Below are 17,076 nucleotides of genomic sequence, written 5' to 3'. Positions count from 1 at the left end.
GCCTCACCCAATTTTGGTCTGTTGTTTAACGTGCTCAGCCAGCACGTCGTTGGTTGCGCCGTTGCGCTGGAACGGGGCGTAATTTAGGGGAAAGCCCCGCCGGCGTCAACGGCTTTTTGCATCAGGCGAACCGTTCGCACATTTAACGCACAAATCAGTGCACAGACTCCGGTGCAACCTGGATTTCCGGCAGATTCAGGAAGCCCAATCGCTCGCATTCGGAGACCACTTCATGGGTCGCGGCTATGGTGCTTTCCACAAACAGCAGGAACTGCTCGACGGAGAGCCCCGCCTTGGTAAAGACGGTATGCCCCACCACCAGGCGCGGCAGGTTGTCATCAATGATGTCGAGGAACACCTTGAGCGACGGGTACTGCATGTTGAGGCGACCCAGCTCGGCCACCAGCGGCAGCAAGGCGGAGGGACGCACCTCCAGCTCGGATGAAAACAGCACCCCTTCCTCTTCAACGAAGATCCGGCTCTCCTGGATACCCTCGACGGACTGCAGGGAGACGATGTGGATACCATGGCACTGATCACAGACATAGTGCTCGATACGAGCCTGCTGCAACCAACGCATTATCATTTCGGAGCTGGGAATATTCATCATTTCCACGACACAATTGGGATCAAGGGGCGCAGTCTAAACCAATTTTCCGGCAACCAAAAGCGCACTGGCGGATAAGCACGGCCCTCGCTTCTTTTTGGCAAGCAGCCTGCATATACTCAGCCCATTCCAGCGCCACACTCGCCCCACAGGGGGCTAAATGACCATCCAAGAAAAGTACCGTCTGCATCTGAAATCCCTCTCGGATGAACTCTTGATCCTGCAAAAGCCCATCCGCATTCTGGATGCCATCAAGTGGCCCCGTCACCTGCAGGCCGACTTTCTGGCCAGCGGAGGACGCACGCTGCCGGCCGTCGACAAAGCCTTCTATGATGGCCTCCCCCTCGGCTTCGATCCCCGCAACAAGTACCTGGAGCTCAAGGAGCTGAGGGACAGGATCCGGCGCCGGCTCGGTCCCCAGGACGAACTTGGCCGTATCCTGCAGGAGACGGTGGATCAATACATGGTGGTCATCGAGATGCTGCGCCAGCGCGGGCAACCGGACTTTCTGCGCTACAGCCGGCTGCTGTACGGCTCGGCCGGCGATCACCTGCGCGGCGATCGCAAGACCCTCAAGGAGCTGGGGGCCAGGCTGTGCGACATCTTCTCCCTGCCCGGCGCCCGCCACCTGGTGCGCCCCTACCCCAAGGAGTTCGAGGGGGAAACGGCGGTGGCCAGGTTGCAGAGCAAGCTGTCGAACTACTTCAGTGACGGCACCGTACAAGTCAAGCTGAGCGATGGCATCGTCTCGGATGCCGCGGCCGGCGGCGATTACATCAAGCTCAACTCCCACGCCCGCTTCTCCGAGCTCGACCTGCAAGTGCTGGAGGTCCATGAGGGCTGGGTGCACGTGGGCACCACCCTCAACGGGCGCCAGCAGCCCTATGCCACCTGGCTGAGTGCCGGCTCACCGCGCATCACCTCCTGCCAGGAGGGGCTCGCGGTACTGATAGAGACCCTCACTTTCAGCTCGTTTCCGGACAGGGCCAAGCGCATCTCGGATCGGGTGATGGCCATCGACATGGCGGAGCGCGGTGCCGACTTCATCGAAGTGTTCCGGCACTTCGTTGACAAGGGTGCCAGCGAGCACGATGCCTACAAGATCACCCAGCGGGTCTTTCGCGGCGGCATGGTCGAGGGAGGGGCCTGCTTCACCAAGGATCTCTCCTATGTGAAGGGTTATGTGGAGACGGTCAACTTCATCCGCAGCGCCGTACTGGAGGGAGTCCCCGAGATCCTGCCTATGCTGTTTGTCGGCAAGGTGACCCTGGACGACATCCCGGTGCTCTATCAACACTATCTGGAGGGGCTCATCAGTGCGCCCCGTTATCTGCCTCCCATGTTTCGCGATCTCACCGGCCTCTACGTCTGGTTCGGCTTCGCCTCCGGCATGTCGCTGGTGGATATCGGCCGGGTACAGCAGCACTTTCGCCAGCTGTTCCACCGCCTGCCGGTGGCCGACCCCATCATCGCCCCCGTCGATATCGAGATCGACTGATCTCTCAGAAACAAACAAGGCGCCAGATTGGCGCCTTGTTTGTTCATGTTATCCCCATCAGCCGCGGCTTACTTGAAAGCCCGCCCTTCCAGGTAGTGCTTGCGGCACAGGGAGACATAGCGATCGTTGCCGCCGATCTCCACCTGCTCGCCATCGCGCATCACCTGACCTGCTTCATTGACCCGGGAGTTCATGTGCGCCTTGTTGCCGCACCAGCAGATGCTTTTGAGCTCCTCGAACTTGTCGGCCAGACAGAGCAGGTGATAGGAGCCGGGGAACAGCTCGCCGCGAAAATCGGTCTTGAGGCCATAGGCGATCACCGGAATGTCCTGCTCGTCGACGATGCGGGCCAGCTGATAGACCTGCTCCCTGGTCAGGAACTGGGCCTCATCGACGATGAACACATCGATACGCTTCTCGGCATGACGGGCTTTTACCATCTCGAACAGATCGCAGGTGTCGCTGAACACCTCCACTTTCAATTCAAGCCCAACCCGGGCGCTGATCACCCCCACCCCGAAGCGGTCATCGATGGCAGGTGTCATGGCCAAGGGATGCATGCCCCGCTCCAGATAATTGAAGTGCGCCTGAATGAGCTGGGTCGATTTGCCTGAATTCATGGTGGCAAACTTGTAGTGCAGTGAAGCCATGATACTGTTCCGAAACTGAATTTATGGGGCGCATGCTAACCAAAGCCCCCAACAAAACCAAGGGGCCTTGCGGCCCCTTGTACGTTTTAAGCAACAGCCAGGTCCGCCTGGGACCTTGCCTTGTGCAAATGGTAGCTGGAGAAAATGACGAACCAGAGGGCGCTCACGCTGAAGCCCGCCAGCACCGAGTGCATCAGCCCCATCACCAGATAACCGAGGGCAGCACCGAAGGCGATGGCCAAGGCATAGGGCAGCTGGGTCATCACGTGATCGATGTGATGGCAACCGGCACCGGTGGCCGACAGGATACTGGTGCTGGAGATGGGCGAGCTATGATCCCCGAACACCGACCCCGCCAGCACGGCGGCCAGCATCGGCAACATCAGGGCCGCGTCGCTGGCCGCCGCCATGTCACCCGCCAGCGGCAGCATGATGCCGAAGGTGCCCCAGCTGGTGCCGGTGGCAAACGCCATGGCGCAGGAGAGCACGAACACCACGGCCGGCAACACTTCCACCGGCAGATTGCCGTTGGCCAGGGAGGCCAGGTACTTGCCGGTCTCCACATCGCGCACCACGGCGCCAATGGTCCAGGCAAACAGCAGGATGTTGATGGCCGGCAGCATGGCCATCACCCCTTGCGGCGCTGCCTTGAGCCAGTTCTTGGCACCGAGCTTCAGACGCATGGCCAGACCGATGGAGACCACCAGACTGCACAGTGCACCGTAGACCAAGGAGGAACCCACGTTGGTATTCTCGAACGAACCGAGCACGCTGAACGGCTCGCCATTGGCGGCCAGCACGGCGGCGCCGGAGTCGATCATGAAGTAGACGGTGGCCGCGGTCAGGGTCAGGATCGGCAGCACCATGTCGATCATGCCGCCGTTGCTCTCCTCCGGGCTCTCCATGTCCAGACCGATGGGGCGGCCTTTGGACTCATCCCACAGCTTGCCTTCCAGTGCCCACTGCTCGTGCTGGCGCATCGGACCGATATCGAGCTGAAACGCGATCACCACCAGCACCATGATGAGGGTAAACACCGCGTAGAGGTTCATCGGGATCATCTCGACGAAGGCGGAGATGGGGCTCTGCCCGGTGATGCCGTGAGCCGTCATGATGCCGCCCACCAGGGCGATGATGTAAGCCCCCCAGGAGGAGATGGGCATCAGCACGCAGACCGGCGCCGCGGTGGAGTCCAGCAAGTAGGCCAGCTTGGCGCGGGAGATCTGGAAGCGGTCGGTAACCGGACGGCAGATAGCCCCCACCGACAGACTGTGGAAGAAGTCGTCGATGAAGAAGGCAAACACCATCATGCCGGTGAGCGCCTTGGCCCCCTTGCGGGTCTTGGCGCGCTTGGCAGCCCACTCGGCAAACGCCCGGGTCGCACCGGAGACGCTCATCAGGCTGATGAGGCCGCCCAACAGCAGCATGAACAGCAGCATATTGATGTTGTCACGGTTGAGCACCCCGTCGACCCAGAAGATCTTGAGCACTGTGTTCAACATGTAATGCAGGGAATCGAGGGGGGAAAACTGGTTCAGCAGCAGGCTGCCGGTAACGATACCGACGCCCAGCGACAGCAGCACACGGCGGGTGAGGATCGCCAGTGCGACGGCCAGCAGAGGGGGAATGATTGACCAACCGGAGTCGGCGTAGTGAACGATGTCCATGATCTCTTTGCACCTAAAGACAGCAGGTGGAGATCTACCGAGAGGATAAAGAAACAAAACCCATGGGGAGGTAATACTCCTCAGCCCCTTCAGGTAGCGCTCCATAGTGGATGACTATGGCAGTCCTGCACCTATTAGATGCAGAACCAGCAGCCCGGTATGATGGCCTGGCCACTTCGGCGCTGACTCCTTTCCTTGTGCATCATCGGCATCACCCTCCGCACAAGTAGTCATAGGCAGCGCGCCTCTACTTAAAGGTATTCGAGGCACATTTTATCGTGCCGACACGTTATAGCAAGTTTTTTGATTAAATCCCCAAGCAAGCCAGATCAAAAGGACAAAGAGGTAGTCAAATGGTGCAAACATTATGATTTTGTCGCTATTTTCATCTACTTGGAACTCAGTCGAGTATGCCACTGGCCAATATTGCTGAATCGGGCCTGAATTCAATTGCATTACTTAATTCCAGGCATGAATTTATTAATTCGACTCGCTTGACTTAATCCCGAACGGCCGTATAAATTAGCCAAAATAACTATTTTTATTTAATTCACTCTTTTGCTCGCGTGGTGAACACTATGAACGAATTTTTGAAAGTACTGCTGAATATCCGTAGCCTGCGCGCCGCTTGCCGTGAGCTGACGCTGGAACAATTGGAAGAAGGCCTGGAAAAGCTCTCCGCGATTGTCGGCGAACGCCAGCAGGATGAAGCCGCCGAGCGTCAGGCTCGTGAAGAACATCAGCGCAAAATTAATGAATATGCCGAAATGCTGAAAGCCGCCGGTATTGATCCGGCTGAACTGGTTGGCACAGTCGCAGCCGAACCGGCCAAGGCGACCAAGAGCAAACGTGCCCCTCGTCCGGCCAAATATCGCTATATGGACAACGGCGTGGAAAAAACCTGGACCGGTCAGGGTCGCATGCCGTCCGTGATTGCCAAGGCGGTCGCCGAAGGTAAATCCGTCGAAGACTTTGCCATCTGATAAAGCAGAATAGGCGCAATAAAAAACCTCGCCTTGCGAGGTTTTTTATTGCCTGCGGCCTGCCGTCACCCCCGCTCTGCCGCCTTGACCCAGAGCACTTCGGGCGTCGCAGTAGAGGCCAGCAAGTAGCGGGCAATGGTGAAGAACCAGTCACTCAGCCGGTTCATGTAAGGCAGAATGGCCGGGTTGAGCTGCTCGCTGCGGCTCAAGGTCAGCAGCAGACGCTCGCAGCGCCGGGTCAGGGTGCGCACCACATGGGCTTGCGCCGCCGCCCGGGAGCCGCTGGGCAGAATGAAATTGCGCAGCAGCGGCAAATTGGCGCTGTAGGCATCGATCTGTTGTTCCAGCCGCAGGGTCCACTCGTTATTCACCTGCCAGATGGCGGCTTCCTGAGCGTCACTGGAAAATGCCAGTTCCCCGCCAAGATCGAACAATTCTTGTTGCAGCAATAACAGGTCTGCCAATAATCCGGTTTCCGCTGCGGGCACCTCGGCAATAAGAAGACCTATATGAGAATTTAATTCATCGATATAGCCATAGGTTTCCACCCGCATATCGTCTTTGGCCAGTTGCACGCCATCGGCCAGCCGAGTCATGCCCTTGTCGCCCTGCCTCGTATATATCCTCATACCGACATCCTGTTAATAATGGGAACAATCATGGATTCAAGCCCGTTGAGCTTGATTTCATAGGCAAGCGCCAGCGTTTGACCAAGCGATCCGGCCGGGAAACCGGTACGGGCCAGCCACACAAGATAAGGCTCCGGAATATCGATGATGCGGCGCCCCCGATATTTGCCGTACGGCATCTTGTTGGCCAGAGACAGCAAGACCCGCTCGTCGGACAACCACTCCATTTCAATCGATATCCAGATATTTGTGAGTCTGGATGGAGAGTCGCCAATTGCGGGCAATGCAGGTTGCCATGGCCAGCTGGGTCGCCCTGGGTTTCTGGCTGATGGGTTGCAGTGCAATCACCACGTCGTCGCGCAGACGAGCGGTGACCAGCAGCGCATCCAGCTCCTCCACGTGGCGCTCGGTGGCTACCGGATGCTTGATCTCGTTGGCGCGCTCGAGGGCCGAGACCAGCACCGGCAGGCCCCCCTTCATATTGATCTTGGGAGATACGGTGACCCAGGTCCGCTCATGGGTCTGGATCTCGCTGGTACCACTGGTTTCGATCTGCACCTGATAGCCTGCAGCAATGAGGGCGGTAGAGAGATCTTGCAGATCATAGAGGCAGGGTTCGCCCCCGGTGATCACCACGTGACGTGCCTGATAGCCAAGTTGCTGGAAGCTGGCCAGGATCTGCGCCGTGCTCATCTTGCTCCAGCCATCCGACTCGTTGGAGCAGTCGAGCACCGCCTGCACGCCCACTTCACGAGCAGGATCGACCACCCAGGTATGACGGGTATCGCACCAGGGGCATCCCACCGGGCAACCCTGCAGGCGAACGAAAATGGCAGGCAGGCCGGTGAAGACCCCCTCCCCCTGGATGGTCTGGAATATCTCGTTGATTGGGTAGTGCATCTTGGTCACAGCTGGTTGCAAAAGTCGCGGATTATACCCCAAGCATGGCCGAGACGCAGGCTCAGCATCCGCTTTTCTCACCGAGCCCGGTTTTTTGATGCAGACGCGCCACCACGCCCGCCTTGTCAGCCAGATACTGCTGCAGGCCGCGGCTGCGCAGATCGCAGGCCGGACAGGCGCCGCAACCATCGCCGGCAATGCCGTTGTAGCAGGTGAGCGTCTGCTGGCGCACTGTGTCTAGGTGGCCGTAGTGGTCCGCCAGTGCCCAGGTCTCGGCCTTGTCGAGCCACATCAGCGGCGTCTCGAAACGAATGGCGCGATCCAGCCCCAGGGAGACAGCCTGGTTGAGCGCCTTGACGAACTCGTCGCGGCAATCGGGGTAACCGGAAAAATCGGTCTCGCACACCCCGGTGATCACCGCCTCGGCGCCCACCTGATAGGCGTAGATGGCGGCCAGGGTGAGGAACAGGATGTTGCGGCCCGGTACGAAGGTATTGGGCAGGCCGTTCTCCTGCAGCTCGAAGCTCACCGGGATCTCGTCCCGGGTCAGGGCCGAGATGGCAAGCTCCCCCAACATGGTCACGTCCATCACCTTGTGGGCGGCGATGCCGAGCCGGCTGGCCAGACGGCGCGCCGTCTCGATCTCTTCACTATGGCGCTGGCCATAATCGAAGGTGATGGCATGCACCTCGTCATAGCGGGACAAGGCCTGGACCAGGCAGGTGGTGCTGTCCTGACCACCACTGAATACCACGACGGCTTTTTTCACGTATGTCACTCCTCTGGGCAGTTCAACTGCGTCGGCCCTGGGCAAAATCATGCCACTGCCGGTTCAAATGGGTAAAAAGGGTCATCAGCGGGGCGAAGCGATCGGGTGCGCCCTCCCACTGGGACAACAGATGGTAGCCCGCTTCCAGGGTAGACAGCGCCTCTGGAAACGGCTTCTTGCGAATGGAGTACTGCCCCGCGACGGCATCCAGCCCAATTCGCGGCAACTGCTGCAACTCGGGGTTGCTGTGCAGCATCCGGTAGGCCTTGCGCCAGGTGCCATCGAGCAGCAGAAAACAGACCCGGCGAGCCGGCTCGGCCGCCTCCCGCTCTCGCACCTCGGCAAGAGAGATGGCCTCCTCATCCGGCCACAGCAGATAGCACTGCAGCGCGGGATCGGCCAACAAGGCCGCCAGCTCGGGAAGATCGGCCACCTGTTCACCCACATGCAGACGGGCCTGCGCCAGCGAGGCGGCCAAGAGGACGGCGGTCCCCTTGGGATGACCCACCTCCCCCGGATGCTGCAGGATGTGCAGGGGTGCATGGGGGGAAACTGGCCGAATATAATCACACAGACAGGCTTTGAGGGCTCTGGTGCAACGTGTACAGTATCGACTCTTGTTGTCGTCGGACTGTTTCATGTTGTCAGAAAAATCAGGATTGCTCTGGGTCATCACGCTTTCACTCGCCAGTTTGCTGCTCTTTTTCACCGTGCCGAATCACCAGCTCTCCTTCGATCGTACCCTGATAGCCCAGGGTGAAGGGTGGCGCATCATAACAGGCAATCTGGCCCACACCAATCTGTGGCACCTGCTGCTCAACCTGAGCGGGCTGTGCGTGCTCTACAGCCTGTTTCGCGAATACCTGACAGGCTGTCGCCTGCCGCTGCTGCTGCTGTTGCTGGGGAGCGCCGTCGGGCTCGGCATCTGGTGGTGGTGTCCGCAGACCCAGTGGTACATGGGGCTGTCGGGGGCGCTGCACGGCCTGTTCGTGTGGGGCGCGTTGCAGGATATCCGCTATCGCCGCCACTCCGGCTGGTTGATGCTGGCAGGGGTAGCGATCAAGCTTGGGGTGGATTTCTACAGTGCGGGAGAGAGTCCGGTTTCCGCCCTCATCGGGGCCAGGGTACACATTGAATCACATCTGATTGGCTCGGGCGCCGGCCTGTTGCTCGGCCTGCTGCCGGTCACCTTGCGCCCCCACGCCGTCAAGGAGTGAGCCAGCACCGGATGCAATGCCGGCCCCATCGGGCCGGCATTCTCTTTATGAGCGACCCGCCAGCTCCGCGTTGATGCCGGCCAGCATGGCGGCAGGATCGGCCGCCTGGGTGATGGGGCGGCCAATCACCAGATAGTCGGCACCCGCCTCCACCGCCGCCAGCGGTGTCATGACCCGGCGCTGATCCCCGGCAGCCGAGCCGGTGGGGCGGATCCCCGGCGTCACCAGTTTGAACTCGTCACCGAGCAACGCCTTGAGCTCGCGCGCTTCGTTGGCGGAGCAGACCACCCCGTCCAGCCCGGCGTCTTTGGTCAATTTGGCCAGCCGGATCACCTGCTCGGCCGGCGTCACATCAAGGCCCAGCGGTGCCATGTCGGACTGCTCCATGCTGGTCAGCACGGTCACCCCGATAAGCAGCGGCGCCTTGTCGCCATAAGGCAGCAGCGCCTCCTTGGCGGCCCGCATCATCCGCTCGCCACCGCTGGCGTGCACGTTCACCATCCAGACGCCGAGTTCGGCACTGGCGGCGACTGCCTTGGCGACGGTGTTGGGAATGTCGTGAAACTTCAGATCCAGGAAGACATCGAACCCCTTGGCAACCAGCTGACGCACGAACTGGGGGCCGAACAGGGTGAACATCTCCTTGCCTACCTTGAGACGGCACTGGGCCGGGGAGATACGTTCAATGAAGGCGAAGGCATCGGTCTCGTGCTGATAATCCAGCGCAACCAGTACTTTGGGATCTAGCATCTCACTTCCTATCGATGGTTATGCGCCGTCCGGAGCGAGTCCGGCCCGGCCTGAAAAAACCAGGCCACAGGGGCCTGGTTGATGACATTGATGTGGCTCTTACTCCCCGTCCAGACCGCGGATCGGCTTGATCGCTCCCCACTGGCGGCAGGAGGGGCACTGCCAGAACAGGGAGTGGGTGGCAAACCCGCACTGCCGGCACTTGTGGGTGGACTTGATCTTGATCTGCTCGTCGACCAACGCCTTGAGCATGGTCAGGCTCTCCTTGGCCTGCCCCTCTTCAGCACCACGCAACTGCAGTGCCATCAGGTGCTGGAAGGCGCGTAGCGACGGCGTGCGCCGCAGCTGGCGCAGCACCAGCTCGGAGGCTGCCTCGCGCCCGTTGTGGCGCTCCACATAATCGGCCAGCCGCAAGGTAACCGGGAAGCCGGCCCGCGCCTCCTGGGCCTGGCCGAGCAGCTCGGGGATACGCGCCTCCTCGCCGCACAGCTCCAAGCTCTCGCACAGGGGTTCCAGCACTTCGCTCGCGAAATCGATGTCCTGGGTCAGCACCCGCTCAAACTCGCGGGCCGCCTGGCGCGGATCGCCCTCCCCCTTGGCCAGCCAGCCGAGGCCGAGCGAGGCACGCACGCAGTTACCGTCGGCGGCCAAGGCCTTGCGAAAACGCAGCTGGGCCTGCTTGCGATTCTCTTCGCGCAGGGCCATGTCGGCCAGCTCGCACTGGTAATGGGCGATGGTGGGGGCCAGCTTCTTGCCCTGGAATTTTTGCAACCGCTCGCTCACCGCGATCGCCTTGTCCCAATCACGTAGCTGCTGATAGATGAGCTGCAACTGGGCCAGCGCCGTCTCCTCATACTCCCCGTCCTCGGTGAGCTCTAGCCACAGCTTCTCGGCCCGATCGAGCAAACCGGCGGCGAGGAAGTCCCGCGCCAGCTCCTGCAGGGCAAGCTGACGCTGCTCCATGGTGAGCTGGCGGGTGATGAGGTTCTGGTGGATCTTGATGGCCCGGTCTACCTCACCCCGTTGACGGAACAGGTTGCCGAGGGAGAGGTGGGTTTCGATGGTCTCGCTGTCCACTTCCAGCAGCTGGATGAAGAGATCCACCGCCTTGTCGGATTCGTCAGACAGCAAATAATTGAGACCCGCCACGTACTGGCGGGAAAACTGGTTACTCTGTTTCTGGGTGTCCTGGCGAACACTCCTGCGCCCCATATACCAGCCGTAGCCGGCGGCAATGGGCAACAGCAGGAAAAGCAGTTCAAGCATCGAGGGACATTATTCCTTGGCAGCCGTTCGGGCCAGCTCCAATTCACGGGATTGACGGCGCATGGTGCGATTGAGGGTGCGATTTTGCATCTTGAGGCGCAAGAACAGCAGACCGAAGACCAGCCAGCCCAGCAGGAAGCCACCACCAAAGAAGAATCCCAGCAACATGGAGAGCGAGAACTCCCCTTGAGCAATCAGATAATTGAACTGCACCAGCTGGCCATTTTGCGAACCGATGGCCAGCGTCAGGATAAACACCAGCACCAGTGGAATGAGGGCCAAGATACGCTTCATAGGAGCTCCCTGTCAGTAGCTAATGAGAGGCTGATTATCCTTAAAATCACCGGCAGACTCTAGAGCGAATGGGAAAAGACTTGGCAAAACCGGACAATTGCCACAATAGAAACCGTAAAAACAAAAAAGGCATACCCAAGTATGCCATTTTCTGCATTATTCGATGATGTTCACGCGCTCGCGTAACTCTTTGCCGGGCTTGAAATGCGGCACATATTTCCCGGTCAATTCAACCTTATCCCCGGTCTTGGGGTTGCGGCCCACACGGGGTGCACGATAGTGCAGTGAAAAACTTCCAAATCCGCGGATTTCAATCCGGTCGCCGTTTTGCAAAGTCGACGCCATCTGCTCAAGGATCTCCTTGATGGCGGCTTCGACATCTTTGGCCGGCATATGCATGCGGCTGGCAGCCAATTGTTCGATGAGATCTGATTTGGTCATAACGTTAAATCTCCTTCCCCGATCACATGCAATATTCATTACGCCAAGATAAAAAAGGGCGGCGTGACACGCCGCCCTTTTCTTGCATCAAGGATTATTCACCCTTGGCGGCTTTGAACGCTTCAGCCATGGCATTGCTGAACACAACTTCTTCTTGTTGGTTCAGGTTGTCGATGGCAACACGCTCGTCAGCCTCGTCCTTAGCACGGACAGACAGGCTCACGGTGCGGTTCTTGCGATCAACGCCCATGAATTTAGCTTCAACTTCGTCACCAACAGACAGCACCAGAGTGGCGTCTTCTACGCGGTCACGAGCAGCGTCGGAGGCACGCAGGTAGCCTTCTACGCCGTCAGCCAGTTCGATCACGGCACCCTTGGCATCAACCTCGGTAACCTTACCCTTCACAATAGCACCTTTCTTGTTGTCAGACAGGTACTTATTGAACGGGTCTTCTTCGATCTGCTTGACGCCCAGGGAGATGCGCTCACGCTCCGGGTCAACTTGCAGAACAACGGCTTCGATTTCGTCGCCTTTCTTGAATTCACGAACTGCTTCTTCGCCCTGGTTGTTCCAGGAGATGTCAGACAGGTGAACCAGGCCGTCGATGCCGCCATCCAGACCGATGAAGATACCGAAGTCAGTGATAGACTTGATCTTGCCGGAAACACGGTCGCCCTTGGCGTGAGTTTCGGCAAACAGCTGCCACGGGTTGGATTTGCACTGCTTCAGACCCAGGGAGATACGACGACGCTCTTCGTCGATGTCCAGAACCATCACGTCAACCACGTCGCCAACGTTAACAACCTTGGACGGGTGGATGTTCTTGTTGGTCCAATCCATCTCGGATACGTGTACCAGGCCTTCAACGCCTTCTTCGATTTCAACGAAGCAGCCGTAGTCGGTCAGGTTGGTCACGCGGCCAGACAGACGGGTGGTCTCCGGGTAGCGCTTGGCGATAGCAACCCAGGGATCTTCGCCCAGCTGCTTCAGACCCAGGGATACACGGGTACGCTCGCGGTCGAACTTCAGAACCTTGACTGCGATCTCGTCGCCAACGTTGACGATTTCGGAAGGATGCTTAACGCGCTTCCACGCCATGTCGGTGATGTGCAGCAGGCCGTCAACACCGCCCAGATCTACGAATGCACCGTAGTCGGTCAGGTTCTTGACGATACCCTTAACTTCTTGACCTTCTTGCAGGTTAGCCAGCAGGCTTTCGCGCTCGGAGGTGTTCTCGGTCTCGATCACGGCACGACGGGAAACAACAACGTTGTTGCGCTTCTGGTCCAGCTTGATGACTTTGAACTCGAGTTCTTTGTTTTCCAGGTGAGCGGTGTCACGGATCGGACGCACGTCAACCAGAGAACCCGGCAGGAAGGCACGGATGCCGTTCAGTTCAACGGTGAAACCACCCTTGACCTTGCCGTTGATGATACCGATAACGGTAGCTTGCTCTTCGTAAGCTTTTTCAAGCTGCAGCCAGGCTTCGTGGCGCTTGGCTTTTTCGCGGGACAGCTTGGTTTCGCCGAAACCATCTTCGATAGAGTCCAGAGCCACGTCAACGGAGTCGCCTACGTTGATTTCCAGCTCGCCCATGGCGTTCTTGAATTCTTCAGCCAGGATAGCGGACTCGGATTTCAGACCGGCGTCAACCAGTACGAAACCATTTTCGATAGCAACGACAGTACCCTTGACGATGGAACCTTGACGGGTTTCAACGGCGTTCAGGGACTCTTCAAAGAGTTGAGCAAAAGATTCGATCATTGTTTATGTCACAAATGAAACATCCACTTGTCATCCAGCACAAGCGGGGTTGTTTTAAATAATCTGCGCCATCCATGGTGCAGACGACCGGATGTCAGCTTGCGCTGGCATCACCGAGTTGTTGCTCCGCATAGGCGAGCACCGTTGCCAGCACTTCGTCTATGGACATGGCGGTTGAATCCACCACGAGAGCATCTTCTGCCGGTTTCAGGGGGGCAACGGCGCGATTTCTGTCGCGATCGTCACGTTCCCGAATCTCGGTTAAAAGACGCTCAAAGTTAACATCAAAGCCCTTATCTTGCAACTGCTTATAGCGGCGGGCTGCCCGTTCTTCGGCGCTGGCGTCGAGGAAAATCTTCACTTCCGCCTCGGGGAAAACCACGGTGCCCATGTCGCGGCCGTCGGCGATGAGACCGGGGGCCTGGCGAAATGCACGCTGACGGCGCAACAGGGCTTCGCGCACCCGCGGGAAGGCGGCAATCTTGCTCGCGGCATTGCCTACTTCCTCGGTACGAATGGTACGGGAAACATCCTCCCCTTCCAGCACGACCTTCACCTGCTCGGCATCGACCTGGAACTGCACGTCCAGATTGGCGGCCAGGGGGACCAGCGCGGCTTCGGAATCGAGCTCGACATCGTGATGCAAGGCCGCCAGGGCCAGCACCCGGTATATGGCGCCGGAGTCGAGCAGGTGCCAACCCAGTTTTTCAGCCAGCAACTGGCACAGGGTGCCCTTGCCGGCACCACTTGGGCCATCAATTGTCATCACGGGGGCCATCTGCGGCATAACGTCTCTCCTGCACACTTGTTGCACACATCCCGGGAGGGATGGGGTAATGGGCGCCGATTATACCCAAATGTGCCGAGCCTGGCAGTCGCCAGCACAAACAATTGCGCAAAACCGGTCGCAACTGTCCTCTTTGTGTACAACGGGGCAAGCCATTAAACAGTGCAAGGTTTTGTTCTTATGGTTGTTCCGGACAAGGCGCGCTAAACTGGCCGCCCTTTTTTAAGCAGCTGTAGTAAGGAGCAACCTATGAGCAGCGTTACCCTCGTGGCCAAATCCAAGTTGCCAACCCCCTGGGGCACCTTCACGCTGGTCGGCTTTCAGGAAACCGGCACCGGCAAGGATCATGCCGCGCTGGTGATGGGCGATATCACGGGTGATGAGCCGGTGCTGGGCCGAATTCACTCCGAGTGCCTGACCGGCGATGCCCTGTTCAGTCTGCGTTGCGACTGCGGTTTCCAGCTGCAAGCCGCACTGGAAAACATCGCCAAGGCGGGCCGTGGCGTCTTGCTGTACGTGCGTCAGGAAGGACGCGGCATCGGTCTGCTCAACAAAATCCGGGCCTATCATCTGCAGGATCAGGGCGCCGACACCGTTGAAGCCAACGTGGCGCTCGGCTTTGCCGCCGACATGCGCGACTACACCATCTGCGCCGACATGCTCAAGCAGCTGGAGGTGAAATCCCTCAAGCTGATGACCAACAACCCGCGCAAGATGAAGGCGATGGAATCCTTCGGCATCCCGGTAGCGGAGCGGGTTCCCCTGCAGGAAGGGCGCAATCCCCACAACGAGTTCTACCTCTCGACCAAGGCCAGCAAGCTGGATCACATGTTCAAGAAGTGAGCTCGCCTCGCGCTCATCGGCATGAAAAACGCCTCCCATGGGAGGCGTTTTTGTTGCTCTCGTATCGCCGCGGCGCTAGCGGATTGGCAGCTCGATATCGGCAAACATGGCATCCACGTCGTCGCTGGAGCGCAGGGCGATGGCACGCTCCACCACATCCCGGGTCAGGTGCGGGGCAAAACGGGTCATGAAGTCATACATGTAGGTACGCAGGAAAGAGCCCTTGCGAAAGCCGATCTTGGTGGTGCTGTGGGCAAACAGGTGGCTGGCATCGAGGGCCACCAGATCGGTATCGACCTGGGGATCCAGCGCCATGGTAGCCATCACGCCGATCCCCACCCCCAGCCGGACATAAGTCTTGATCACGTCCGCATCGGTGGCGGTAAAGACGATGTTGGGCTCAAAACCGGCCCGGTTGAAGGCAGTGTCGAGTTCGGAGCGGCCGGTAAAGCCGAACACATAGGTCACCAGCGGGAAGCGGGCGATGTCGGCGATGGAGAGCTTGCCAACCTGGGTCAGCGGATGCCCCTTGGGCACGATCACGCTGCGGTTCCAGTGATAGCAGGGCAGCATGATGAGATCTTCGTACAGGTGCAGCGCCTCGGTGGCGATGGCAAAGTCGGCCTGCCCCTTGACCACGGCTTCGCTGATCTGGGTTGGCGTGCCCTGATGCATGTGCAGGGAGACCTTGGGAAAGCGCTTGATGAAGCCTTTTATCACGTCAGGCAGTGCATAACGGGCCTGGGTGTGGGTCGTCGCGATATGGAGCGTACCCTGTTCGGGATGAGTGTGCTGGCTCGCCACCGACTTGATGCTCTCCACCTTGCCCAGGATCTCGTTGGCAATCTTGATCACGTCCCGTCCAGCCGGGGTGATCTGGGTCAGATGTTTGCCGCTGCGCTCGAAAATCTGGATCCCCAGCTCATCTTCCAGCATGCGCACCTGCTTGCTGATCCCTGGCTGAGAGGTGTAGAGACTCTCTGCCGTTGCCGACACGTTCAGTCTGTGGTTGGCAACCTCAACGATATAACGCAATTGTTGGAGTTTCATGATGTTAGGCTCTAAAGGCGACTTGAACTAATACTAACAAACTTTTGCCTGATAGCCTTTCCTTCTTGGCCATTTATGGCTGTGCCTGCGCCAGCAGAAAATCCCGCAAGGCCCGGTTGGCCATCGAGAGCGGATCCCCCCGCCGCCACGCCACGCAGAGATCGAGAAAGATCGGGGGGGCAAACGGGATCCCGGTCAGGGCCGGCTCTTCGTCCAGCGCCATCCGCAAGAAGGTGGTCACCGCAAAACCCTGCTTCACCACCGCCTTGAGCAGCGGGATGAGATTGCTCTCAAAGGCGATGTCAGGCTCGCAGCCCAGCCCCTGGGCCAACGCCTCCATGTGCTCACGGTGATAGAAGCCACGGCGAAACATCGCCAGCTCCTGGCTGAAGAACTCGCTCAGCGACACACTCCGGGCCTGACGCAGCGGATGCTCCTCTCCCACCACCATCAGCATCTCTTCACGCAGCAGTTGGGCCCCTTCCAGCGCCGGCGGCAGATCGCTGGTGATGAGGATGGCGAGATCCAGCGAACCATCCACCATCCGGCTCAACAGCTCGCGGGTACCTGCCTCCTCCACCCGGATCTTGAGGCCGGGGTAGCGGTGCTTGAAGGCCATCAGGATCGGCGGGAAGTAATAGGAGCCCATCATGTAGGGGATGCCGATGCGCACTTCTCCGCGCTCCAGCCCCTTGAGTTCGGCCATCTCGGCCTCGGCCTGGTGCATCTGGCGCAGCAGGCGCTCCGCATGACGACAGAGCACCTCCCCTTCCGGGGTGAGCCGCACGTTGCGATCCTGACGGTCGAACAGGCGCAGCTCGAGCTGCTGCTCCAGCTTGGCGATAGCCATACTGATGGCGGGCTGCGCCACGTGCAGCCCGTTGGCCGCCTTGGTAAAGGAGCCGGCATCCCGCACCGCCAGCAGATAGGTGAGCTGTTTGAGGTCCATATCAATTTGGT

Annotated in this window: 20 protein-coding genes and 1 riboswitch; of the genes, 4 read left to right on the top strand and 16 right to left on the bottom strand. The window is 59.2% G+C overall.

Going from position 1 to position 17,076, the window contains the following annotated elements; translation table 11 throughout:
* Nucleotides 1-154 precede the first annotated feature (154 nt).
* Nucleotides 155-610, bottom strand: coding sequence for a YbjN domain-containing protein (locus CAK78_RS00355; protein ID WP_005299960.1), 456 nt, complete (start codon nucleotides 608-610; stop codon nucleotides 155-157).
* Between the two features lie 157 nt (nucleotides 611-767).
* On the opposite strand from CAK78_RS00355, the gene CAK78_RS00350 reads away from it, so the two are divergent.
* Nucleotides 768-2,105, top strand: coding sequence for a flavohemoglobin expression-modulating QEGLA motif protein (locus tag CAK78_RS00350; RefSeq protein ID WP_094696001.1), 1,338 nt, complete (start codon nucleotides 768-770; stop codon nucleotides 2,103-2,105).
* Between the two features lie 68 nt (nucleotides 2,106-2,173).
* Here CAK78_RS00350 and CAK78_RS00345 read toward each other — a convergent pair whose 3' ends face one another.
* Together CAK78_RS00345 and CAK78_RS00340 are read right to left on the bottom strand one after the other, a co-directional pair.
* Entirely contained in the window at nucleotides 2,174-2,755 is a 582-nt protein-coding gene (locus tag CAK78_RS00345; RefSeq protein ID WP_094696000.1) for a thymidine kinase, read from the bottom strand.
* A gap of 86 nt (nucleotides 2,756-2,841) precedes the next feature.
* The gene (locus CAK78_RS00340) at nucleotides 2,842-4,422 is read right to left on the bottom strand and encodes a Na+/H+ antiporter NhaC family protein (RefSeq protein ID WP_094695999.1); all 1,581 of its coding nucleotides are present in this window, start codon (nucleotides 4,420-4,422) and stop codon (nucleotides 2,842-2,844) included.
* Nucleotides 4,423-4,508: 86 nt separating this feature from the next.
* Nucleotides 4,509-4,680: riboswitch (Lysine riboswitch) on the bottom strand.
* A gap of 320 nt (nucleotides 4,681-5,000) precedes the next feature.
* Between CAK78_RS00340 and CAK78_RS00335 the strand changes: the two genes are divergently transcribed.
* Entirely contained in the window at nucleotides 5,001-5,405 is a 405-nt protein-coding gene (locus CAK78_RS00335) for an H-NS family histone-like protein (RefSeq protein ID WP_005299952.1), read from the top strand.
* A gap of 65 nt (nucleotides 5,406-5,470) precedes the next feature.
* On the opposite strand, the gene CAK78_RS00330 is transcribed toward CAK78_RS00335, so the two are convergent.
* The 5 genes from CAK78_RS00330 to CAK78_RS00310 all read right to left on the bottom strand — a co-directional run bounded on the left by CAK78_RS00330 (nucleotide 5,471) and on the right by CAK78_RS00310 (nucleotide 8,412).
* A complete protein-coding gene (locus CAK78_RS00330) occupies nucleotides 5,471-6,034 on the bottom strand; it encodes a cob(I)yrinic acid a,c-diamide adenosyltransferase (protein ID WP_094695998.1) in 564 nt (187 codons plus the stop codon).
* Nucleotides 6,031-6,261, bottom strand: a complete 231-nt coding sequence (locus tag CAK78_RS00325; RefSeq protein WP_005299948.1) for a DUF3820 family protein — start codon at nucleotides 6,259-6,261, stop codon at nucleotides 6,031-6,033. The genes CAK78_RS00330 and CAK78_RS00325 overlap by 4 nt, the downstream gene beginning before the upstream one ends.
* 1 nt (nucleotide 6,262) lies before the next feature.
* Nucleotides 6,263-6,934: a 7-carboxy-7-deazaguanine synthase QueE gene (gene queE / locus CAK78_RS00320; RefSeq protein WP_176452619.1), complete on the bottom strand. Its 672-nt coding sequence runs from the start codon at nucleotides 6,932-6,934 to the stop codon at nucleotides 6,263-6,265.
* A gap of 61 nt (nucleotides 6,935-6,995) precedes the next feature.
* Nucleotides 6,996-7,703: a 7-cyano-7-deazaguanine synthase QueC gene (queC, locus tag CAK78_RS00315; RefSeq protein ID WP_094695996.1), complete on the bottom strand. Its 708-nt coding sequence runs from the start codon at nucleotides 7,701-7,703 to the stop codon at nucleotides 6,996-6,998.
* Between the two features lie 22 nt (nucleotides 7,704-7,725).
* On the bottom strand, nucleotides 7,726-8,412 hold the full coding sequence (locus CAK78_RS00310; protein ID WP_094696002.1) for a tRNA-uridine aminocarboxypropyltransferase: 687 nt from the start codon (nucleotides 8,410-8,412) through the stop codon (nucleotides 7,726-7,728).
* On the opposite strand from CAK78_RS00310, the gene rrtA reads away from it, so the two are divergent.
* Nucleotides 8,342-8,920, top strand: coding sequence for a rhombosortase (rrtA, locus tag CAK78_RS00305; protein WP_172442662.1), 579 nt, complete (start codon nucleotides 8,342-8,344; stop codon nucleotides 8,918-8,920). The genes CAK78_RS00310 and rrtA overlap by 71 nt on opposite strands.
* A gap of 45 nt (nucleotides 8,921-8,965) precedes the next feature.
* On the opposite strand, the gene pyrF is transcribed toward rrtA, so the two are convergent.
* The 6 genes from pyrF to cmk form a co-directional block, all read right to left on the bottom strand.
* A complete protein-coding gene (pyrF, locus tag CAK78_RS00300) occupies nucleotides 8,966-9,670 on the bottom strand; it encodes an orotidine-5'-phosphate decarboxylase (RefSeq protein ID WP_094695995.1) in 705 nt (234 codons plus the stop codon).
* Nucleotides 9,671-9,769: 99 nt separating this feature from the next.
* Entirely contained in the window at nucleotides 9,770-10,936 is a 1,167-nt protein-coding gene (gene lapB / locus CAK78_RS00295) for a lipopolysaccharide assembly protein LapB (protein WP_094695994.1), read from the bottom strand.
* Between the two features lie 9 nt (nucleotides 10,937-10,945).
* Nucleotides 10,946-11,230: a LapA family protein gene (locus CAK78_RS00290; RefSeq protein WP_005299936.1), complete on the bottom strand. Its 285-nt coding sequence runs from the start codon at nucleotides 11,228-11,230 to the stop codon at nucleotides 10,946-10,948.
* A gap of 156 nt (nucleotides 11,231-11,386) precedes the next feature.
* Nucleotides 11,387-11,671: an integration host factor subunit beta gene (gene ihfB, locus CAK78_RS00285; protein WP_005299934.1), complete on the bottom strand. Its 285-nt coding sequence runs from the start codon at nucleotides 11,669-11,671 to the stop codon at nucleotides 11,387-11,389.
* Between the two features lie 94 nt (nucleotides 11,672-11,765).
* Nucleotides 11,766-13,436: a 30S ribosomal protein S1 gene (gene rpsA, locus CAK78_RS00280; RefSeq protein WP_094695993.1), complete on the bottom strand. Its 1,671-nt coding sequence runs from the start codon at nucleotides 13,434-13,436 to the stop codon at nucleotides 11,766-11,768.
* A 94-nt stretch (nucleotides 13,437-13,530) separates the two neighbouring features.
* On the bottom strand, nucleotides 13,531-14,223 hold the full coding sequence (gene cmk / locus CAK78_RS00275) for a (d)CMP kinase (RefSeq protein WP_010634252.1): 693 nt from the start codon (nucleotides 14,221-14,223) through the stop codon (nucleotides 13,531-13,533).
* A 249-nt stretch (nucleotides 14,224-14,472) separates the two neighbouring features.
* Between cmk and ribA the strand changes: the two genes are divergently transcribed.
* Nucleotides 14,473-15,066: a GTP cyclohydrolase II gene (ribA, locus tag CAK78_RS00270; protein ID WP_005299914.1), complete on the top strand. Its 594-nt coding sequence runs from the start codon at nucleotides 14,473-14,475 to the stop codon at nucleotides 15,064-15,066.
* Nucleotides 15,067-15,141: 75 nt separating this feature from the next.
* Here the strand turns inward: ribA and cysB are convergent, their stop codons facing one another.
* On the bottom strand, nucleotides 15,142-16,116 hold the full coding sequence (gene cysB, locus CAK78_RS00265) for an HTH-type transcriptional regulator CysB (protein WP_010634254.1): 975 nt from the start codon (nucleotides 16,114-16,116) through the stop codon (nucleotides 15,142-15,144).
* A 73-nt stretch (nucleotides 16,117-16,189) separates the two neighbouring features.
* Nucleotides 16,190-17,065 (bottom strand): LysR family transcriptional regulator, encoded by an 876-nt coding sequence (locus CAK78_RS00260; protein ID WP_010634255.1) that lies wholly within the window; start codon nucleotides 17,063-17,065, stop codon nucleotides 16,190-16,192.
* Nucleotides 17,066-17,076 lie beyond the last annotated feature (11 nt).

The sequence above is a fragment of the Aeromonas sp. A35_P genome (assembly GCF_002259925.1).
In the GTDB taxonomy this organism is placed as follows: Bacteria; Pseudomonadota; Gammaproteobacteria; order Enterobacterales; family Aeromonadaceae; genus Aeromonas; species Aeromonas dhakensis.
Note: the sequence above shows the minus strand (reverse complement) of the source record. Positions and strands in the feature narration are given on the sequence as shown.